Raw genomic sequence first — 18,961 nt, forward strand, 5'->3', positions numbered from 1 at the left:
GCTACTTGCCCGGAACGCGCAGGATCAGCGCGTCGCCCTGGCCGCCGCCGCCGCACAGCGCCGCCGCACCGGTGCCGCCGCCGCGCCGCTTCAGCTCCAGCGCCAGGTGCAGCACCACGCGGGCGCCGGACATGCCGATGGGGTGGCCGAGGGCGATGGCGCCGCCGTTGACGTTGACCTTGTCCGAGGTGACGCCGAGGTCCTTCATGGACTGGACGGCGACGGCCGCGAACGCCTCGTTGATCTCGATGAGGTCCAGGTCCTCGACGCCGATGCCCTCCTTCTTGAGGGCGTGCCGGATGGCGTTGGACGGCTGCGACTGGAGCGAGTTGTCCGGGCCCGCCACATTGCCGTGGGCGCCGATCTCGGCGATCCACTCCAGGCCCAGCTCCTCGGCCTTGGCCCTGCTCATGACGACGACCGCGGCGGCGCCGTCGGAGATCTGGGACGAGGTGCCCGCGGTGATCGTGCCGTCCTTGGCGAAGGCCGGGCGCAGCTTGCCCAGGGACTCCACGGTGGTCTCGGGGCGGATGCCCTCGTCCTGGGCGAAGAGGACCGGGTCGCCCTTGCGCTGCGGGATCTCGACCGGGGTGATCTCGGCCTCGAAGAGACCGTTCTTCTGGGCGGCGGCGGCGCGCTGGTGGGAGAGGGCGCCGATCTCGTCCTGGGCGGCGCGGTCGAGGCCGAGGCGGGTGTTGTGCTTCTCGGTGGACTCGCCCATCGGGATGTTCTCGTAGGCGTCGGTCAGACCGTCGTACGCCATCGAGTCCAGCATCTCGATCGCGCCGTACTTGTGGCCCTCGCGGGACTTCGGGAGCAGGTGCGGGGCGTTCGTCATGGACTCCTGGCCGCCGGCCACGACGACGTCGAACTCACCAGCGCGGATGAGCTGGTCGGCCAGGGCGATGGCGTCGAGCCCGGAGAGGCACACCTTGTTGACGGTGAGCGCGGGGACGTTCATCGGGATGCCGGCCTTGACCGCGGCCTGGCGGGCGGGGATCTGGCCCGCGCCGGCCTGGAGCACCTGGCCCATGATCACGTACTCGACCTGGTCGCCGCCGATTCCGGCCCGGTCCAGCGCCGCCTTGATGGCGATGCCCCCAGGTCGGCGCCGGAGAAGGTCTTCAGGGAGCCGAGGAGCCGGCCCATGGGCGTCCGCGCGCCCGCGACGATCACGGAGGTGGTACCGGTCGTTCCTGACATGAGGCACAGCCCCTTGGAGTAGATGTGAACGAGGGTTTACTTGAATGTACTGAGCGGTACCCGCCCCGTCATCCGCCCGCGAGTGTGATCGCGCGCACCTTGCGTAACCGTCGGGAGCACGCTGCACTGTCCCCATGCTGACGCGAATCGACCACATCGGGATCGCCTGTTTCGACCTCGACAAGACCGTCGAGTTCTACCGCTCGACCTACGGGTTCGAGGTCTTCCACTCCGAGGTCAACGAGGAGCAGGGCGTACGCGAGGCCATGCTCAAGATCAACGATACGTCCGACGGCGGCGCCTCCTACCTCCAGCTCCTGGAGCCCACCCGGGAGGACTCCGCCGTGGGCAAATGGCTGGCCAAGAACGGGGAGGGAGTGCACCACATCGCCTTCGGTACGGCGGACGTCGACGCCGACGCCGCGGACATCCGCGAGAAGGGGGTCAGGGTGCTGTACGACGAGCCCAGGACGGGTTCGATGGGGTCCAGGATCACCTTCCTCCACCCCAAGGACTGCCACGGCGTCCTCACCGAACTGGTCACGGCGAAGAAGGAGCACTGACCCCAGCCATACCCGCCCGGTAGAGTGGGCTCTTCCGGGCCGGGGCCGGGTCGGGGGCGCGCCGCGTCCCCAGCCGTTGATCTGTCACCATTCCCCGAACGTTGAGAGCTCGGGGAAGGATGGGACCGCGCAGTGCGGGGCTACGAACGCCAGGAGAGCCACCGAGCTGAAGAGGACCATCTCTCGCGGTTCGAGGCCGAGATGGACCGGCTCAGGACCGACCGGGAGAAGGCCGTCCAGCACGCCGAGGACCTCGGCTACCAGGTCGAGGTCTTGCGTGCCAAGCTGCACGAGGCCCGGCGCAGTCTGGCGATGCGTCCCGCCTACGACAGCGCGGACATCGGCTACCAGGCGGAGCAGCTGCTCCGGAACGCCCAGATCCAGGCCGAGCAGCTGCGCAGCGACGCCGAGCGCGAGCTGCGCGACGCCCGGGCCCAGACGCAGCGCATCCTCCAGGAGCACGCCGAGCACCAGGCCCGCCTCCAGGCCGAGCTGCACAACGAGGCAGTGCAGCGCCGCCAGCAGCTCGACCAGGAGCTGGCGGAGCGCCGCCAGACCGTCGAGTCCCATGTCAACGAGAACGTCGCCTGGGCCGAGCAGCTGCGGACCCGGACGGAGTCGCAGGCCCGCCGCCTGATGGAGGAGTCCCGGGCCGAGGCCGAGCAGGCGCTCGCCGCCGCCCGCGCCGAGGCGGCCCGGCTGGCCGAGGAGACCCGGCAGCGCGTCGGCTCCGAGGCGGAGTCCGCCCGGGCCGAGGCGGAGTCGATCCTGATGCGGGCCCGCAAGGACGCGGAGCGGATGCTCAGCGCCGCCGCCGGCCAGGCGCAGGAGGCCACCAGCCACGCGGAGCAGCTGCGGCAGACGACGACCGCGGAGACCGAGCAGACCCGGCAGCAGACCACCGAGCTGAACCGGGCCGCCGAGCAGCGCATGCAGGAGGCCGAGACCCGGCTGCGCGAGGCGCGCCTGGAGGCGGAGAAGGTCCTCGCCGAGGCCAAGGAGGCCGCGGTCAAGCGGCTGGCTTCGGCGGAGTCGCAGAACGAGCAGCGCACCCGGACCGCCAAGACGGAGATCGCCCGGCTGGTCGGCGAGGCGACCAAGGAGTCCGAGAGCCTCAAGGCCGAGGCCGAGCAGGCGCTCGCGGACGCCCGCGCCGAGGCCGAGCGGCTGCGCGCCGAGGCGGCCGAGGCCGCGCGCACCGCCGCCGCCGAGGACGCGGCGGCCCAGCTCGCGAAGGCGGCCAGGTCCGCCGAGGAGATCCTGACCAAGGCGTCCGAGGACGCGAAGGCGGCGACCCGGGCGGCGGGCGAGGAGGCCGAGCGCATCCGCCGCGAGGCCGAGGCCGAGGCGGACCGGCTGCGCGGCGAGGCGGCCGAGCAGGCCGACCAGCTCAAGGGCGCGGCCAAGGACGACACCAAGGAGTACCGGGCCAAGACGGTCGAGCTCCAGGAGGAGGCGCGCCGGCTGCGCGGCGAGGCCGAGCAGCTGCGCTCCGAGGCGGTCGCGGAGGGCGAGCGGATCCGGGGCGAGGCCCGCCGCGAGGCCCTTCAGCAGATCGAGGAGGGCGCGAAGACCGCCGAGGAGCTGCTCGCGAAGGCCAAGGCCGACGCGGAGGAGCTGCGCGGCACGGCGACCGCCGAGGGCGAGCGCGTACGGACCGAGGCCACGGAGCGGGCGGCCGCGCTGCGCAAGCAGGCGGAGGACGCGCTCGACCGGGCCCGCGCCGAGGCCGAGCAGCTGCGTACGGAGGCGGAGGAGCAGGCCGAGGCGGCGAGGACCGCCGCCGAGGAGGCGGCGGCCGCGCTGCGCGAGGAGACCGAGCTCGCCGTCGCGGCCCGGCAGTCGGAGGCGGCGGACGAGCTGACCCGGCTCAAGGGCGAGGCCGAGACCCGGCTCGCCGCGGCCGAGCAGGCGCTCGGCGAGGCGCGTACGGAGGCGGAGCGCATCCGCCGCGAGGCCGGTGAGGAGTCCGAGCGGCTGCGCGCGGAGTCCGCCGAGCGGCTGCGGACCCTCCAGGAGCAGGTGGAGGCCGAGGCCCAGCGGCTGCGCGACGAGGCCGCGGCGGACGCCTCGCAGTCGCGTGCCGAGGGCGAGGCCGTCGCCGTACGGCTGCGCACCGAGGCCGCCACCGAGGCGGAGCGGCTGCGGACCGAGGCGCAGGAGACCGCCGACCGGCTGCGGTCGGAGGCCGCGGCGGCGGCGGAGCGCGTGGGCACGGAGGCCGCCGAGGCGCTGGCCGCCGCCCAGGAGGAGGCGAACCGGCGCCGGCGCGAGGCCGAGGAGACGCTGGACGCGGCCCGCTCCGAGGCGAACCAGGAGCGGGAGCGCGCCCGGGAGCAGAGCGAGGAGTTGCTGGCCTCCGCGCGCAAGCGGGTCGAGGAGGCGCAGGCCGAGGCGCGGCGCCTGACCGGCGAGGCGGAGACCCGGGCGGCCGAGCTGGTCGCGGCGGCCGAGCAGACCGCCCAGCAGGTGCGGGACTCGGTCAGCGGGCTCCAGGAGCAGGCCGAGGCGGAGATCGCCGGGCTGCGCTCGACGGCGGAGCATGTCGCGGAGCGGACCAAGTCGGAGGCGCAGGAGGAGGCCGACCGGCTGCGGGCCGACGCGCACGCCGAGCGGGAGCGGGCGGGCGAGGACGCCTCGCGCATCCGCCAGGTGGCCAAGGAGGAGACGGACGCCGCGAAGGCGATGGCGGAGCGTACGGTCTCCGACGCGATCGCGGAGTCCGAGCGGCTGCGGGCGGACACCGCCGAGTACAGCCAGCGGATGCGCACCGAGGCGTCGGACGCCCTGGCCTCAGCCGAGCAGGACGCGGCGCGCAGCCGGGCGGAGGCCCGCGAGGACGCCAACCGGATGCGGAGCGAGGCGGCGGCCCAGGCCGACCTGCTGGTGTCCGAGGCGACCGCCGAGGCCGAGCGGCTGCGTACGGACGCGGAGCGCCAGGCGGCCCGGACCGTGGACGAGGCGGCGGGCGACGCGGAGCGGATGCGCGCGGAGGCTTCGGCCACCGTGGGCTCCGCCCAGGAGCACGCGGCGCGCACCCGGGAGGAGTCGGAGCGGCTGCGGGCGGACGCGGAGGCGGCGGCCGAGCAGATGCGGGCGGAGGCGCGCCAGGAGGCGGACCGGCTGCTCGACGAGGCGCGCGAGGCGGCGGCGAAGCGGCGGGCGGACGCGGCGGAGCAGGCGGACCAGCTCATCGCCAAGGCTCAGGAGGAGGCGCTGCGCGCCGCCACGGAGGCCGAGGAGCAGGCCGACGCGATGGTCGGGGCGGCGCGCAAGGAGGCCGTGCGGATCACCTCCGAGGCGACGGTCGAGGGCAATGGGCTGGTGGAGCGGGCCCGGACGGACGCGGACGAGCTGCTGGTCGGCGCGCGCCGGGACGCCACGCAGATCCGGGAGCGGGCCGAGGAGTTGAAGACCCGGGCGGAGACCGAGGTCCAGGAGCTGCACGACCGGGCGCGCCGGGAGACGGCCGAGCAGGTCAAGACGGTCGGCGAGCGCGTCGACAAGCTGATCAAGGCGGCCACCGAGCAGCGCGAGGAGGCCGCGGCGAAGTCCAAGGAGCTGCTGGCGGACGCGAATGCGGAGGCGAGCAAGGTCCGGATCGCCGCCGTGAAGCGGGCCGAGTCGCTGCTGAAGGAGGCCGAGCAGAAGAAGGCCAGCCTGGTGCGCGAGGCGGAGAAGCTGCGGGCGGACGCCGAGGCGGAGGCCAAGCGGATGGTGGACGAGGGCCGGCACGAGCTGGAGGTCCTGGTGCGCCGGCGCGAGGACATCAACACGGAGATCTCCCGTGTCCAGGACGTGCTGGAGGCGTTGGAGTCTTTCGAGACCCCCGCGGCGGGCGGTAAGGGCGGCGCGTCACCGGCCGCCGGCGTCAAGGCCGGGGCCGCGGCGGGCACTCGATCGAGTGGCAAGCAGTCCGATGGGTAGCCGACCGGCCGTCGTCCGTGGTTGCACATGGACCGTCAACCGTCCGAGTGGCAAGGGTTACGGGGGTCAGCCACTCAAAAGGGGTGTCATTCTCCAGATCAAACCGGCATCTGCTCGATGACACGCCGCCCCGGCCCCTAGGATTCCCTCTATCACCTCACCGGTCTCACTTCGACAGGAACCCCATGAGTGACCCTTCCTCCCCCTTCGGCTTCGAACTCGTGCGGCGTGGTTACGACCGCGGTCAGGTGGATGACCGCATTACCAAGCTCGTCGCCGACCGTGATAGTGCTCTCGCCCGCATCACATCGCTGGAAAAGCGCATCGAGGAGCTGCACCTCGAAACGCAGAACGCCCAGGCCCAGGTGAACGACGCGGAGCCGTCGTACGCGGGTCTCGGCGCGCGTGTGGAGAAGATCCTCCGGCTGGCCGAGGAGGAGGCGAAGGACCTGCGCGAGGAGGCCCGTCGCGCCGCCGAGCAGCACCGCGAGCTCGCCGAGTCCGCCGCCCAGCAGGTGCGCAACGACGCCGAGACCTTCGCCGCCGAGCGCAAGGCCAAGGCCGAGGACGACGGCGTCCGCATCGTCGACAAGGCCAAGGGTGAGGCCACCGCGCTGCGCGCCGACGCGCAGAAGGACGCGGCGCAGAAGCGCGAGGAGGCCGACGCCCTCTTCGAGGAGACCCGCGCCAAGGCCGCCCAGGCCGCCGCGGACTTCGAGACCAACCTCGCCAAGCGCCGCGACCAGTCGGAGCGCGACCTCGCGTCCCGCCAGGCCAAGGCCGAGAAGCGCCTCGCCGAGATCGAGCACCGCGCCGAGCAGCTCCGCCTGGAGGCGGAGAAGCTGCGCACCGACGCCGAGCGCCGGGCCCGTCAGACGGTGGAGACCGCGCAGCGCCAGTCCGAGGACATCGTGGCGGACGCCAACGCGAAGGCCGACCGCATCCGCAGCGAATCGGAGCGCGAGCTGGCGGCGCTGACCAACCGCCGCGACTCGATCAACGCGCAGCTGACCAACGTCCGCGAGATGCTGGCGACGCTGACCGGTGCCGCGGTGGCCGCCGCCGGCACCCCCGCCGACGAGGAGCCCGCCTCCCGAGGCGTCCCGGCCCAGCAGACCCGCTGATTCCGGTTGTCGTACCCGCGTGCCCGGTTCCGCCTTTGTGGTGGCGCCGGGCACGCGGGCGTTCTAGCGTGAACGCATGATCGAGCTCGATGGCCTCACGAAGAGGTACGGGAACAAGGTCGCCGTCGACCAGTTGTCGTGCGTGATCAAACCGGGAATGGTGACGGGTTTTCTGGGACCCAACGGGGCGGGCAAGTCCACCACGATGCGGATGATGCTCGATCTCGACAACCCGACCAGCGGTTCCGTGCGGATCGACGGCAAGCACTACCGCGAACTCGAAGAACCCTTGAAGTACATCGGCGCGCTCCTGGACGCCAAGGCGATGCACGGCGGGCGGAGCGCGTACAACAATCTGCTCTGCCTGGCGCAGAGCAACCGCATTCCCGAACAGCGGGTGGCGGAGGTGCTGGAGACCGTCGGCCTGACCGCGGTGGCCAGGAAGAAGTCCAAGGGTTTCTCGCTCGGCATGGGCCAGCGCCTGGGCATCGCGTCGGCGCTGCTCGGTGATCCCCGGATCCTGATGTTCGACGAGCCGGTGAACGGTCTCGACCCCGAGGGCATCCACTGGATCCGGAACCTGATGAAGACGCTCGCCTCGCAGGGCCGCACGATCTTCGTCTCCTCGCACCTGATGAGCGAGATGGCGCTGACCGCCGACCATCTGATCGTGATCGGCCAGGGCAGGCTGCTCGCCGACACGTCGATGGCCGACTTCATCCAGGAGAACTCGCGGAGTTACGTACGGCTGCGCTCGCCGCAGCAGGAGCGGCTGCGCGACGCGCTGCACCAGGAGGGGGTCGTCGCCGTCGAGGCGGACGGCGGCACGCTGGAGGTGGACGGCGCCACCACCGAGGACCTGGGCGAGCTGGCCGCCCGGCACGGGATCACGCTGCACGAGCTGAGCGCCCAGCGGGCGTCGCTGGAGGAGGCGTTCATGCAGATGACGGCGGGCGCGGTCGAGTACCACGCGCACTCGGAGCCGGGCGGCGGCGCACCGCCTCCGCCCGCGGGCGCGCAGTGGGGCGAGGGCTGGGTCCAGCGGCCCGGCGGCGGAGAGGGGGCGTGACGATGGCTTCGGTGCCCGCGGTCCTGACCTCCGAATGGACCAAGATCCGCACGGTCTCCTCCACCACCTGGACGCTGATCTCGGCGTTCCTGGTCACCGTGGCGATGGGCGCGGCCCTGTGCGCGGTGATGAACGCCCAGTTCGACGATCTCTCCGAGGCGGAGCGGCTGACCTTCGACCCGACGTTCGTCAGCTTCTCCGGGATGATCCTCGGCCAGCTGGCGATGGTGGTGTTCGGGGTGCTCGTCGTCGGTACGGAGTACAGCTCCGGCATGATCCGCACCTCGCTGGCGGCCGTGCCGCAGCGGGCGACGTTCCTGTTCAGCAAGATGCTGGTGGCCGGGGTCCTCGCGCTGGTGGTGGGGCTGGTCACCAGCTTCGTCACGTTCTTCCTCGGGCAGGCGCTGCTGGGCGACCACGGTACGGACATCGGCGCGGAGAACGTGCTGCGCGCGGTCGTCGGCGGCGGGCTCTACATGGGGCTCATCGCGCTGTTCTCCATGGGCGTGGCGGCGATGCTGCGCAGCTCCATGCTGTCGCTGGGCATCCTGATGCCGTTCTTCTTCCTGGTCTCGCAGATCCTGTCGGCGGTGCCGGGGGCCAAGAAGGTCGCCCAGTACTTCCCGGACCAGGCGGGCTCCAAGATCATGCAGGTGGTGCCGGACGCGATGAACAGCGATCCGGCGCCTTACGGGCCGTGGGCCGGGCTGCTGATCATGGTGGGCTGGGTGGCGGCCGCGGTGCTCGGCGGCTTCCTCGTACTCAAGAAGCGCGACGCCTGAGCGGGGGCGGCCCGGGACTCGCCCCCGTAACGGCTTGGGCGGAACCGTCAAGGCGCGGATATCCTCCTCACTCATACGGGGGCGTACGGCCGGACGGCGTGTGCCCCGACGACAGATAGTCGATGGGGCTGGAGCATGATCGAGGCAGTCGGCCTGACCAAGCGCTACGGCGCGAAGACGGCCGTGTACAACCTTTCCTTCCAGGTGCGGCCGGGTGCCGTCACCGGGTTCCTCGGTCCCAACGGGTCGGGCAAGTCGACCACCATGCGCATGATCCTCGGCCTGGACCGGCCGACGGCCGGCCGGGTCACCATCGGCGGCCACGAGTTCCGGAATCTGCCGAACGCGCCCCGCCAGGTGGGCGCCCTGCTCGACGCCAAGGCGGTGCACGGCGGGCGCAGCGCCCGCAACCACCTGCTCTCGCTCGCCCAGCTGGCCGGCATCCCGGAGGCCCGGGTGGACGAGGTGCTGGGGGTCGTCGGCCTCCAGGACGTGGCCCGAAAGCGCTCCAAGGGGTTCTCGCTCGGCATGGGCCAGCGCCTGGGCATCGCGGCGGCGCTCCTCGGCGACCCGCAGGTGCTGCTGTTCGACGAGCCGGTCAACGGCCTCGACCCGGAGGGCATCCTCTGGGTCCGCAATCTGATGAAGATGCTGGCGTCCGAGGGCCGCACGGTCTTCGTCTCCTCGCACCTGATGAGCGAGATGGCCCTCACCGCCGACCACCTGATCGTGATCGGGCGCGGCCAGCTGATGGCCGACATGAGCGTCAAGGACTTCATCTCGGCCAACTCGGCCGACTTCGCCCGGGTCCGCGTCCCGGACGAGACGCCGGAGCAGCGGGAGAAGCTGACGACCACGCTGACCGAGGCCGGCGGCCAGGTCCTCTCCGAGCCGGACGGCGCCCTGCGGGTCACCGGCCTTGCGCTCCCCCGGATCAGCGACCTGGCCCACGAGTCGGACGTCCGGCTGTGGGAGCTCTCGCCGCACCAGGCGTCGCTGGAGGAGGCGTACATGCGGATGACGCAGGGCGCCGTGGACTACCGCTCGACGGCCGACCAGCGGGCCCACCTCCAGCAGCAGCCCCCGCATCCCGGCTACGGGCCGCAGCCGGGGTACGCCCCGCCGCCCCAGCAGCCCGTGCCGGACGTGCCGCAGCAGGGCTGGTACGCCCCGCCGCCGCCCGGACAGAACCCGTACGCGGCCGCACCGGCCCAGGCGCCCGCGCCGGCCGCCGCCCCTCCCGCCCCGGCGGCGGTGCCCGCCGAGGCCCCGCCCCCGCAGACCTGACCAAGCGCGAGACCAGCGAGGACCCCCGATGACCACGCCGCCGGCGCCGCAGGCGCCGTACCAGCAGCCCGCGCCGCAGCAGGGGTACCAGCAGCCGCCGCAGGGCTTCTACACCTCGCCGATCCCGCTGCGTCCCGCGACGCTCGGGGACGCGATCGCCTCGGAGTGGACCAAGATCCGGTCCGTCCGCTCGACCATGTGGACGCTCGGCGTCATGACCGCGCTGCTGCTGGTCATCGGGGTGCTCACGGCGGTCGCCGTCTCCGCGTCCGACGCGCAGATGAACGACACCCCGGTGCTGAGCCTCGGCTTCTTCGGGGTGCTGCTCGGCACGATCTGCGTGATCACGCTCGGCGTGATGACGATCGCCTCGGAGTACGGCACCGGCATGATCCGTACGACGCTGACGGCCTGCCCGAGCCGGGGCCGGGTGCTCGGCGCCAAGGCGCTCGTGTTCTTCCTGCTGACCTTCGTCCTCACCACGGTCGTGACGTCGGTGGTCGCCCTGATCCAGTCGTCCATGCTGGACGCGGCGTCGCCGAGCGGCGAGGAGTGGCTGCGCGCCACGGTCGGCGTCGGGCTCTACGTGGCGACGCTGGGGCTGCTGGCGCTCGCGGTCGGCGCGCTGATCCGGCACTCGGCCGGGGCGATCACGCTGATGATCGGGCTGGTGCTGCTGCCGCTGGTGCTGGCGCTCTTCATGTTCGCCGACTCGCTGTCGACGCTCCGCGAGAAGATGCTGGAGTACTCGATCCCCAACCAGCTGAGCATCTTCTACGACAGCTCGGTCACGGAGTCCGGGCCGTCCGGCTGGGAGCCGCTGTGGATCATCCTCGTCGTGACGGCGATCGCCATGGGCGGGGCGTACCTCTCGATGAACCAGCGCGACGTCTGAAGCCTCAGTAGCGGGGCGCGTTCCGGGACCGCTGCACCTTCGTGGTGCGGCGGTCCTTCGCGTTCCAGCAGGCCTTGTGCCAGTGCCTTCGGTCGTCGACGCCGCCGTATTCGGACCAGGCCACCAGATGCGGGACCCCGGAGGGGATCTCCTGGTCGCAGCCGGGGCAGCGGTAGCGCTTGCCGGCCGCGCTCGCGCCGCTGACCGGGCGCACCGACCACTCCTCGCCCTGCCACTCCTCCGTACGCCCGCCCCCGCCGTACCGGTCCGCCGACTCGCTCGCACTGTCGTTGCGGCTCTCGCCGCCTCGGGGGCGGTTGCGGCGCGGGGACACGTTTCACCTCACGGAACGGGCTGGGCGGGACCCGTCCAGCGTAGGGCCATTCGGGCGGGGTACCCGCCTTTCGGGCTTCGCGGCGCGAGGGTTACCGGAAAATCGCAACAACTCCGCGCCGGACCGTGCCTTTGGCACTTGTCAGACGTTGATGCCAGTAGGGGAGAGCCGCGTCGGCCGCAAGGAGGCAATTGGCGATGCGCGTCGGAACGTTCGTACTGGCGGCCCAGTTTCCGGGCCAGGGACCGGGGGAAGCGCTGCACCGCGCGATCCGGTCCGCCGAGGTCGCCGAGGAGTCCGGGCTCGACTCGGTCTGGCTGGCCGAACACCACTTCGTGCCGTACGGGGTGTGCCCGTCCGCCGTCACCCTGGCCGCGCAGCTGCTCGGCCGGACCCGCCGCATCCGCGTCGGTACGGCGGTGAGCGTGCTGCCCACGCAGCATCCGGTGGCGCTCGGCGAGCAGGCGGCGCTGCTCCACCTGACCAGCGGGGGCAGATTCAGCCTCGGGGTCGGCCGGGGCGGTCCCTGGGTGGACCTGGAGGTGTTCGGCGGCGGCCTGGAGGCTTACGAGAAGGGGTTCCCGGAGTCCCTGGGGCTGCTGCTCGACTGGCTGCGCGAGCCGCGCGTGGCGGGCCGGGGCGAGCGGTACGCCTTCCGCGAGGTCGCGGTCGTCCCCCGGGCCGACGAGCTGATCGGCGCGGAGGAGGCGGACGGGGCCGGGCCCGAGGTGATCGTGGCGTGCACCTCGCGCACGACCGTGGAGCTCGCCGCCGACCGGGGCCTGCCGATGCTGCTCGGCATGCACTGCGGGGACGAGGAGAAGGCGGAGATGGTGGCGCTCTGGCGGTCCCGGGCGCTGGCGGCCGGGACCGCGCCGGAGAAGGTGCGCGGGGCGGGGCATGTCTCGGCCGGGGTGGCCCAGATCGCCGACCGCACCGAGGACGCCGTGGAGACGCTGGTGAAGGCGATGCCGGGCTGGCTGCGCCAGGGGCTCGGCGCGCATGTCACCGTCGACGGCCGGCACCGCGTCATGCGGGACCCCGTCGGGTACGCGGAGCTGCTGTGCGGCCTTCATCCGGTGGGCACGCCGGAGCTGGCGGCCGAGCGCCTCGCGGTCACCGCCGAGCGCACGGGCATCACCCGCTTCGCGCTCCTGGTGGAGGGTTCCGGAGATCTCGTCGCCACGGAAGAGAACGTAGCGCGGCTGGGCACGGAGGTACGGCCACTCCTCGAATGACCCCCGCGCACGGACGCAAGGGTGTACGGCGGTGTGCTTACGGAGCCGCCGCCCCGGACCAGTTGCACCTCCCGCGGCCCGGAACGGCGACGGAAGCGTTCAGCAGTCCCGTAGTTCGGGCGACTGGTTGAGCAACTGGCCCCTCACCGAAGTGAACTTGGCCAGTCGGTCGTCGACCGAGGCGTCCAGCGGGAACACCGCGACGCGGTGGCAGTTCTGGAATGCGAGACGCACTCCGAAGTGCCGCTGCAGCGCGCCGCGTATCGCATCACTCGCGAGCGCACGCAGCAGCTGACCACGGGCCTGCTCGTTGGGCGGCGGCGTCTGGTTGTCGGCGAACTCCCCGCCGTCGACCTTCAGCTGAGCCACCAACGAGCTGATCATCTCCCATGCGTAGGGCAGGGAGGTCCGGACGCAGTCGACGAAGTCGGCTTCGTCGACCTCGCCTCGCTCGGCCTGTTCCAACAGAGCCGGTGAGACGTCGAGCGACATGGGTTCTCCTCTCGCGGCCCCGGCGGATTACCGGAGCCTTACGGGCAGGGAAGAAGGCCGACGACGACGCAGCGTGCACGCACGGCGACCTCCCGCTTCCACGGTAAGGGCGCAGTCCGGGCCGCACCAGGAGATTGGGAACACAACCGGCCAATAACGAAGGGGTTCAAAGAGGGGCAAGACAGAAAGCGTCAACTCCGGAAGGGACGGGAGTGACGGATGGGTGAATCGCGTCGGGCCCCCGACGTCGAGTAGCGTTGCCGACCATGCGTCTCGTCATCGCCCGCTGCTCCGTGGATTACGCGGGCCGGCTCACGGCCCACCTGCCCTCCGCTCCCCGCCTCATCCTGGTGAAGGCGGACGGGAGCGTGTCGATTCACGCCGACGACAGGGCGTACAAACCGCTCAACTGGATGTCGCCGCCCTGCACCCTGAAGGAGGGCAGCGGGGACGCCGAGGGCGTCTGGACCGTGGTGAACAAGGCGGGCGAAAAACTGATCATCACGATGGAGGAAATCCTCCACGACTCGAGCCATGAACTGGGCGTCGACCCGGGGCTGATCAAGGACGGCGTCGAGGCACACCTCCAGGAGCTGCTGGCGGACCGCATCGAGACCCTGGGCGAGGGCTACACGCTGATCCGCCGCGAGTACTTCACGGCCATCGGCCCGGTCGACATCCTGTGCCGCGACGCGGACGGCCGGACGGTGGCCGTCGAGCTGAAGCGGCGCGGCGACATCGACGGCGTCGAGCAGCTGACGCGCTACCTGGAACTCCTCAACCGCGACCCGCACCTGGCCCCGGTGAAGGGCATCTTCGCCGCCCAGGAGATCAAGCCGCAGGCGAGGGTCCTCGCCACGGACCGCGGCATCGGCTGCGTGGTCCTGGACTACGACGCGATGCGAGGCATCGAGGACGACAAGCTGCGCCTGTTCTGAGCCCCGGACCGGGCGGACTCCTCAAGCCCACCCGGCGATTGAGGACGGAACCCCGGGCCGGGGGTCCTCCGCTCGCGTGACGCGTTCGGCCCGTCGGCCCACTCGAGCCTGTCCGGCGATTGAGGACGGAACCCCCGGGCCGGGGGCGGCGCGCTGCTGGGAGTGCTACGCCCCCGAAGGGCTGTCGCTCGCCTGCTCCGGGGTGCCCGGCTCGTCCGGGTCCGGCTCCTCCGGGTCCGTCTCCCCCGGGCTCGGGGACTCCGTCTCCGGTGGCGTGGGCGTCGGCGACCCCGCCGACTTCGTGGGCGTCGGCGAGGTCGACGTCGGCTTCACCGACGACTCCGTCGCGCGCGGCGACGACGGCGACCCCGGCGACGACGGCGTGTCCGGCGCCGAGGACGTCGCCGAGGGCGACACCCCACCGGCCGGCGCCGATTCGCTCCCCGTGGCCGACGGCGTCACCGAGGCCGACGAGGACGCGGAGCCCGAAGGGGCCTCACTCGTGGACGGCCCGTCCGCCGGCTCCCCGGTCTCCACAGCACCGTCGTCGTAGATGCTGTCGTCGTCCGGCGCCTCCTGCTCGGTCGACGTACCGGCCCCGCCCTGCGGGTCGCTGCTCGACGTCAGCCCGAGCGTCACCACCGTGCCGAGGACCCCGGCCAGCAGCACGCCCGCCCCGGCGGCGACCAGGTTGCGCCGGGCCCCGCCGATGAGGGCCAGCGGCCCGCCCCGCGCAGCCCCCTTGCCGCCGCCCGCCGCAGGCGCCGGCACCGGCGCGGTCACCGGCTCCTGCCGCGGCACCACGGCGGTGTCCGCGAACGCGCTCGTCATCGAGACCGGGACGACGGCCGGCACCCCCAGCGGCGGCGACGCCTCGAACGCCCCGGCCTCAGCCGCCGGACCACCCCCGGCCCGGTCCTCGACCAGGGCCAGCGCGCGCCGCCCGGCCACCGCACCGCTCTTGTCGGCGAGCGCCCCCCGCATGCTGATCGCGGTCTCCAGCTCGGCCCTGGCCCGGTCGGGGTGACCGGTGCAGAGCGCGAGGACGCCCAACTCGTGGTGGAAGTACGCCTCTTCGGCGACCTCCCCGGCGAGCCGCCCGGCCTCCTGGCCGACCCGGAGCGCCCGCTCCCAGGCCCCCCAGTGCAGCCCGGCCGCGAAGGCGGGCGCCGCGCTGCGGGCGAGGAGCACGGCGGCGCTCGTCCCTCCGGCCCCCTCCCCCGGCACCAGTCGGCCCATGGCGGCGATGATCGCGTCGGCCTCGGCGGCCGCCCGCTCGGGGGTGACCGAGGGGTGCCCGGTCCACCAGGCGTAGTGCTGGGCGGCGGTGCGGGCGCGTTCGGCGGCCTCGTCCTCGTAACCGGCCGCCGCCAGCTGGGGCAGCACCCCGGCGGCCAGCCGGTAACGCGAGCCGGACGGGGAGAGCAGCCCGCAGCCGGCCAGCTCGCCGAGGGCCGCGTCGGCGTGGGTGTCCCCGACGAGCGCGGGCAGATGGGCCTGGTGCGGGACCTCACCGCCGAGGGCCACGGCGAACCGCAGCGTGTCGCGGGCGGCGTCGCTCAGCCGGGAGGCGAGCAGGGCCGCGGGCGCCGCGCCCTCGCCGAGGCTGGGCAGCGGCACCTCGGATTCCCCGGCCGCCTCGGGCGCGGGCGGCGCGTCGGCGGGCCGGTTCTCCAGATAGCCGTACTCGTCGTACGCGGTGGCGTCCGTGCGCAGCTGGTCGCGCTGGCGCAGCAGCGCACCGGCCTGGACGAAGCGCAGGGGCAGGCCCTCGGACTCGAACCAGAGGTCTCCGGCCCAGTTGGCCTCCTCCTCGGTGAGCTGCCGTTCGACCACCCGGCGCAGCAGGTCGAGGGAGGTGGCGCGGTCGAGTCCGGTGAGGAAGACCTCTTCGATGGCGGAGTCGGCGCCGGGCGCGGCGACCTCGGGCGTGGCGGCGAACAGGAAGGCGCACTCGGGGGTCGCGTCGAGGAGTTCGTCCAGGGCGGCGCCGCCGAGCTCCAGGTCGTCCAGGACGACGACGGCGCCGGTGGAGCGCAGCGTCTCCAGCAGGAGCGCCCGGTCCGGCCGGTGCAGCGGGGCGTCGTGGACGGCGTCGAAGAGCGCGTACAGCAGATCGGTGGCGGTGCGCTTGTGGCCGTTGAGGCGGACGACCCCGTCGGGCGCGAAGTCCGCGCAGTCGGCGGCGACGGCGTCGAGCAGGGCGGTACGGCCGGAACCCGCCGGTCCGGTGAGCCGGACGGAGCGCCCGCGGGCGAGGAGGCGGGTCAGTCGTTCGCGTTCCTCGTCGCGCCGCAGCAGCGGGAGCTGGAGGACGGGCGGGCCGGGCGGGACGGGGGGCGCGGCGGCGCGGGCGCGGGCGGCGCGGTCGGCGGGAGTGCGGCGGACGGGCGCCGGGGGCCGCTCACCGGGCGGGCAGGGCTCGACCTCGCTGCCGTCGACGGGGTTGACGGTGAGCGTCAGGTCGCCGGCGACGAGGGTGACCATCCGGACCTGCTGCGGTGTTTGCTGACCGAAATCCGGGGTCAGTGGATCGCGGGAGGGGCGGCGTCGGCCGGCCTCCTCGGCGGAGTCCTTGCTGTCGTGGCCGAACTCTTCCGGCCCCCGGTGTATCGGGTCCATCGCCAAAGCCCCCAAGACGCGTCGAGCGCGGTTGTCCCTCCCGGCCTCGCACGTCCAGATGCCGCCCACGGTCCGGTGTCCGCCGGGTCGGGTCCGTCAATCGGCAGACGGCCGAACCCTAAACCTTCGCACAGTATCCACGACCATCCGGGGTGGCGCGCCGCCCCGAGATCACGGTCTCGTGAGGATTGTGTGCCCTGTGGGCCGTACGGTCACCGAGGGTCCGCCGGGGGCCACGCGGCGTCCCCGTAAACCCCTCAGACGCGGGGCAGGGACTCCGCCGCGATGCCGCCCTCGATGGCGAGGATGCGGTGCAGCCGGGTGGCCACCAGGAGGCGTTGCATCTGCGGAGGCACGCCGCGCAGCACGAGGCGCCGTCCGGCGCGCCCGGCCCTGCGGTGTGCGCCCATGATGACGCCGAGCCCGGTCGCGTCCCACGAATCCAGCTCGGTCAGGTCGAGCACCAGATCGCCGACGCCGTCGTCCAGGGCCGAGTGCAGGACCGTACGGGCGTCCGCCGCGCTTCGGACGTCGAGGCGGCCCCCGACGACCAGCTCGGCGTGGTCGCCCCTGATGTGCATATGCGCTCCCCTGGAATGCTCCGTGGCCCGGTCCGTCTGTCCGAAACTGTCTCTGCCCCAACTGACTGCGGCAGCGACAGGGTAGTTGCCGTCTGTAAGCGAACCGATACCGAATTCACTCCGAGGAGTGATGCGGGACGGTCGCGAACGCTGGTGGATCCGTTGGTTCCGGACGGCGTTCCCCGAACGGCACCCGGTCTGGCTGACAGCGGATCAGCCGGACCGGACCGAAAATGATCAGTAGGTGTAGAAGCCCTGCCCGCTCTTGCGCCCGATGTCACCTGCATCGACCATCCGGCGCATCAGCTCCGGGGCGGCGAACTTCTCGTCCTGCGACTCGGTGTAGATGTTGCTCGTCGCGTGCAGCAGGATGTCGACGCCGGTGAGGTCCGCGGTCGCGAGCGGCCCCATCGCGTGGCCGAAACCGAGCTTGCACGCGACATCGATGTCCTCGGCGGTGGCGACGCCCGACTCGTACAGCTTGGCGGCCTCGACCACGAGCGCCGAGATCAGCCGGGTGGTGACGAAGCCGGCCACATCGCGGTTGACGACGATGCAGGTCTTGCCGACCGACTCGGCGAACTCCCGCGCGGTGGCGAGGGTTTCGTCGCTGGTCTTGTAACCGCGTACCAGCTCGCAGAGCTGCATCATCGGGACCGGCGAGAAGAAGTGCACGCCGACCACGCGCTCCGGGCGCTCCGTCACGGCCGCGATCTTGGTGATCGGGATGGCGGAGGTGTTGGAGGCGAGCACGGTGTCGTCCCGGACGATCTTGTCGAGCGACCGGAAGATCTCGTGCTTCACCTCCAGCTTCTCGAAGACGGCCTCGACCACGATGTCCGCGTCGGCGACGGCGTCCAGGTCGGTGGTCGTGGTGATCCGGCCGAGCGCGGCCTCGGCGTCCGTCGCGTCCAGCTTGCCCTTGGCGACGAACTTGTCGAAGGAGCCCTTGATGCCGTCGCGACCGCGGGTCAGCGCCTCGTCGGTGACGTCGCGCAGGACGACGTCCCAGCCGGCCCGGGCGGAGACCTGCGCGATGCCGGACCCCATGAGTCCGGCTCCGATGACGGCGAGCTTCCTGGCCACGTTGGCACCCCTCTGTATGTGTCGCTGGTTCTGGTCCATGCCCTCCGGCGGAGGTTAGTACCCGGGGCGGGCGCTGGGGCCGTGAAGAGATGCGCGTCACGTCTCAAATGACGGACATCACACCGGGGGGCGTCATTCGGCGGCGCGCCGGGCGTAGTTGAGCACCTTTTCGCCCAGCAGGTCCTCGATGTCGTCCAGCAGGACGAGCGCGTCCCTGGACACCTCGGCGGGCTTGCCGCCGGCCACCATCGCCTGCCCGATGTACCCCATGAGGGTGCCGTGGACCCAGGAGAGCTGACCGGCCACCAGGACCGCCGTCCGGTCCCCCGCCGCGGCCCCGCTCACCTCCACGAGGGTGGCCTCCAGGTGCTGCGCGGCCTCCTGCTGGATGTGCCAGAGGCGGGCCTTGAGGGTGTCGGCCTCCTCGATGACCCGCATGAAACGCGCGTACCCCTCCATCAGGCCGACGGTGGGCGACACGCTCTCGACCTGGATGCGCAGCTCCCGGAGCACGGCGTCGGCGGCGGACTCGCCCCGGTCGCGGCCCCTGACGTACCGCGAGAGGCGTTCCACGACGCCCATGCTGCGGTCGAGGAACAGGTCCTCCTTGGCGGGGAAGTAGTTGTACACGGTGTTGACCGAGACGTCGGCGGCGTGGGCGATCTCGGCGATGGTCACCGCGTCGAAGCCCCGCTCCAGGAAGAGGCCGGTGGCCACGTCCGAGAGGTGCTGCCTGGTCTGCCGCTTCTTGCGCTCCCTGAGTCCCTCAGCCATGGCTCCATCGTAGATCGCCTGGGGTTCCTTAAAAATTGGGGTCATT

Annotated in this window: 14 protein-coding genes and 2 pseudogenes; 9 read left to right on the forward strand and 7 right to left on the reverse strand. The window is 72.4% G+C overall.

The genetic code is table 11. The features are described 5' to 3' along the window. Window position 1: 1 nt before the first annotated feature. Window positions 2-1,203: pseudogene (locus NEH16_RS09500) on the reverse strand (acetyl-CoA C-acetyltransferase). Window positions 1,204-1,337: 134 nt separating this feature from the next. Here NEH16_RS09500 and mce point away from each other — a divergent pair. The 7 genes and pseudogenes from mce to NEH16_RS09535 all read left to right on the forward strand — a co-directional run bounded on the left by mce (window position 1,338) and on the right by NEH16_RS09535 (window position 10,850). After that, on the forward strand, window positions 1,338-1,766 hold the full coding sequence (gene mce / locus NEH16_RS09505) for a methylmalonyl-CoA epimerase (RefSeq protein WP_018102605.1): 429 nt from the start codon (window positions 1,338-1,340) through the stop codon (window positions 1,764-1,766). Between the two features lie 132 nt (window positions 1,767-1,898). Continuing rightward, window positions 1,899-5,693 (forward strand): polarized growth protein Scy, encoded by a 3,795-nt coding sequence (scy, locus tag NEH16_RS09510; protein WP_265541032.1) that lies wholly within the window; start codon window positions 1,899-1,901, stop codon window positions 5,691-5,693. 185 nt (window positions 5,694-5,878) lie between these two features. Further along, entirely contained in the window at window positions 5,879-6,817 is a 939-nt protein-coding gene (locus NEH16_RS09515; protein ID WP_073963892.1) for a cellulose-binding protein, read from the forward strand. Between the two features lie 76 nt (window positions 6,818-6,893). Then, a complete protein-coding gene (locus NEH16_RS09520; RefSeq protein ID WP_265541034.1) occupies window positions 6,894-7,886 on the forward strand; it encodes an ATP-binding cassette domain-containing protein in 993 nt (330 codons plus the stop codon). Between the two features lie 2 nt (window positions 7,887-7,888). Further along, a complete protein-coding gene (locus NEH16_RS09525) occupies window positions 7,889-8,668 on the forward strand; it encodes an ABC transporter permease subunit (protein WP_073963894.1) in 780 nt (259 codons plus the stop codon). A gap of 135 nt (window positions 8,669-8,803) precedes the next feature. After that, window positions 8,804-9,987: pseudogene (locus NEH16_RS09530) on the forward strand (ABC transporter ATP-binding protein). Continuing rightward, the gene (locus NEH16_RS09535; RefSeq protein ID WP_073963896.1) at window positions 9,984-10,850 is read left to right on the forward strand and encodes an ABC transporter permease; all 867 of its coding nucleotides are present in this window, start codon (window positions 9,984-9,986) and stop codon (window positions 10,848-10,850) included. Before NEH16_RS09530 ends, NEH16_RS09535 begins: the two are co-directional and overlap by 4 nt. 4 nt (window positions 10,851-10,854) lie before the next feature. On the opposite strand, the gene NEH16_RS09540 is transcribed toward NEH16_RS09535, so the two are convergent. Further along, the gene (locus NEH16_RS09540) at window positions 10,855-11,184 is read right to left on the reverse strand and encodes an ATP/GTP-binding protein (protein WP_073963897.1); all 330 of its coding nucleotides are present in this window, start codon (window positions 11,182-11,184) and stop codon (window positions 10,855-10,857) included. 197 nt (window positions 11,185-11,381) lie between these two features. On the opposite strand from NEH16_RS09540, the gene NEH16_RS09545 reads away from it, so the two are divergent. Continuing rightward, the gene (locus NEH16_RS09545) at window positions 11,382-12,422 is read left to right on the forward strand and encodes an LLM class flavin-dependent oxidoreductase (protein WP_265541041.1); all 1,041 of its coding nucleotides are present in this window, start codon (window positions 11,382-11,384) and stop codon (window positions 12,420-12,422) included. A gap of 99 nt (window positions 12,423-12,521) precedes the next feature. Here the strand turns inward: NEH16_RS09545 and NEH16_RS09550 are convergent, their stop codons facing one another. Beyond that, the gene (locus tag NEH16_RS09550) at window positions 12,522-12,914 is read right to left on the reverse strand and encodes an SCO5389 family protein (RefSeq protein ID WP_018102614.1); all 393 of its coding nucleotides are present in this window, start codon (window positions 12,912-12,914) and stop codon (window positions 12,522-12,524) included. 266 nt (window positions 12,915-13,180) lie between these two features. Here NEH16_RS09550 and nucS point away from each other — a divergent pair, with 266 nt between their 5' ends. Continuing rightward, entirely contained in the window at window positions 13,181-13,852 is a 672-nt protein-coding gene (gene nucS, locus NEH16_RS09555) for an endonuclease NucS (protein ID WP_265541045.1), read from the forward strand. 165 nt (window positions 13,853-14,017) lie between these two features. Here nucS and NEH16_RS09560 read toward each other — a convergent pair whose 3' ends face one another. From NEH16_RS09560 to NEH16_RS09575, 4 genes are all read right to left on the reverse strand, one after another. Then, the gene (locus NEH16_RS09560) at window positions 14,018-16,474 is read right to left on the reverse strand and encodes an ATP-binding protein (protein ID WP_265541047.1); all 2,457 of its coding nucleotides are present in this window, start codon (window positions 16,472-16,474) and stop codon (window positions 14,018-14,020) included. 257 nt (window positions 16,475-16,731) lie between these two features. Beyond that, window positions 16,732-17,055 (reverse strand): STAS domain-containing protein, encoded by a 324-nt coding sequence (locus tag NEH16_RS09565; RefSeq protein WP_018102617.1) that lies wholly within the window; start codon window positions 17,053-17,055, stop codon window positions 16,732-16,734. A 237-nt stretch (window positions 17,056-17,292) separates the two neighbouring features. Continuing rightward, the gene (locus NEH16_RS09570; RefSeq protein ID WP_265541052.1) at window positions 17,293-18,141 is read right to left on the reverse strand and encodes a 3-hydroxyacyl-CoA dehydrogenase family protein; all 849 of its coding nucleotides are present in this window, start codon (window positions 18,139-18,141) and stop codon (window positions 17,293-17,295) included. A 132-nt stretch (window positions 18,142-18,273) separates the two neighbouring features. After that, window positions 18,274-18,915: a TetR/AcrR family transcriptional regulator gene (locus NEH16_RS09575; RefSeq protein WP_265541053.1), complete on the reverse strand. Its 642-nt coding sequence runs from the start codon at window positions 18,913-18,915 to the stop codon at window positions 18,274-18,276. Window positions 18,916-18,961: the final 46 nt, after the last annotated feature.

The organism is Streptomyces drozdowiczii (genome assembly GCF_026167665.1).
Classification (GTDB): Bacteria; Actinomycetota; Actinomycetes; order Streptomycetales; family Streptomycetaceae; genus Streptomyces; species Streptomyces drozdowiczii_A.

What these genes read in the sequence shown, in the direction of transcription:
- NEH16_RS09535 (WP_073963896.1), top strand. Translation starts at nt 9,984, where the DNA reads ATGACCACGCCGCCGGCGCCGCAGGCGCCGTACCAGCAGCCCGCGCCG.
- NEH16_RS09545 (WP_265541041.1), top strand. Translation starts at nt 11,382, where the DNA reads ATGCGCGTCGGAACGTTCGTACTGGCGGCCCAGTTTCCGGGCCAGGGA.
- NEH16_RS09525 (WP_073963894.1), top strand. Translation starts at nt 7,889, where the DNA reads ATGGCTTCGGTGCCCGCGGTCCTGACCTCCGAATGGACCAAGATCCGC.
- NEH16_RS09575 (WP_265541053.1), bottom strand. Translation starts at nt 18,915, where the DNA reads ATGGCTGAGGGACTCAGGGAGCGCAAGAAGCGGCAGACCAGGCAGCAC.
- NEH16_RS09520 (WP_265541034.1), top strand. Translation starts at nt 6,894, where the DNA reads ATGATCGAGCTCGATGGCCTCACGAAGAGGTACGGGAACAAGGTCGCC.
- NEH16_RS09550 (WP_018102614.1), bottom strand. Translation starts at nt 12,914, where the DNA reads ATGTCGCTCGACGTCTCACCGGCTCTGTTGGAACAGGCCGAGCGAGGC.
- NEH16_RS09515 (WP_073963892.1), top strand. Translation starts at nt 5,879, where the DNA reads ATGAGTGACCCTTCCTCCCCCTTCGGCTTCGAACTCGTGCGGCGTGGT.
- mce (WP_018102605.1), top strand. Translation starts at nt 1,338, where the DNA reads ATGCTGACGCGAATCGACCACATCGGGATCGCCTGTTTCGACCTCGAC.
- NEH16_RS09565 (WP_018102617.1), bottom strand. Translation starts at nt 17,055, where the DNA reads ATGCACATCAGGGGCGACCACGCCGAGCTGGTCGTCGGGGGCCGCCTC.
- nucS (WP_265541045.1), top strand. Translation starts at nt 13,181, where the DNA reads ATGCGTCTCGTCATCGCCCGCTGCTCCGTGGATTACGCGGGCCGGCTC.
- NEH16_RS09560 (WP_265541047.1), bottom strand. Translation starts at nt 16,474, where the DNA reads ATGGACCCGATACACCGGGGGCCGGAAGAGTTCGGCCACGACAGCAAG.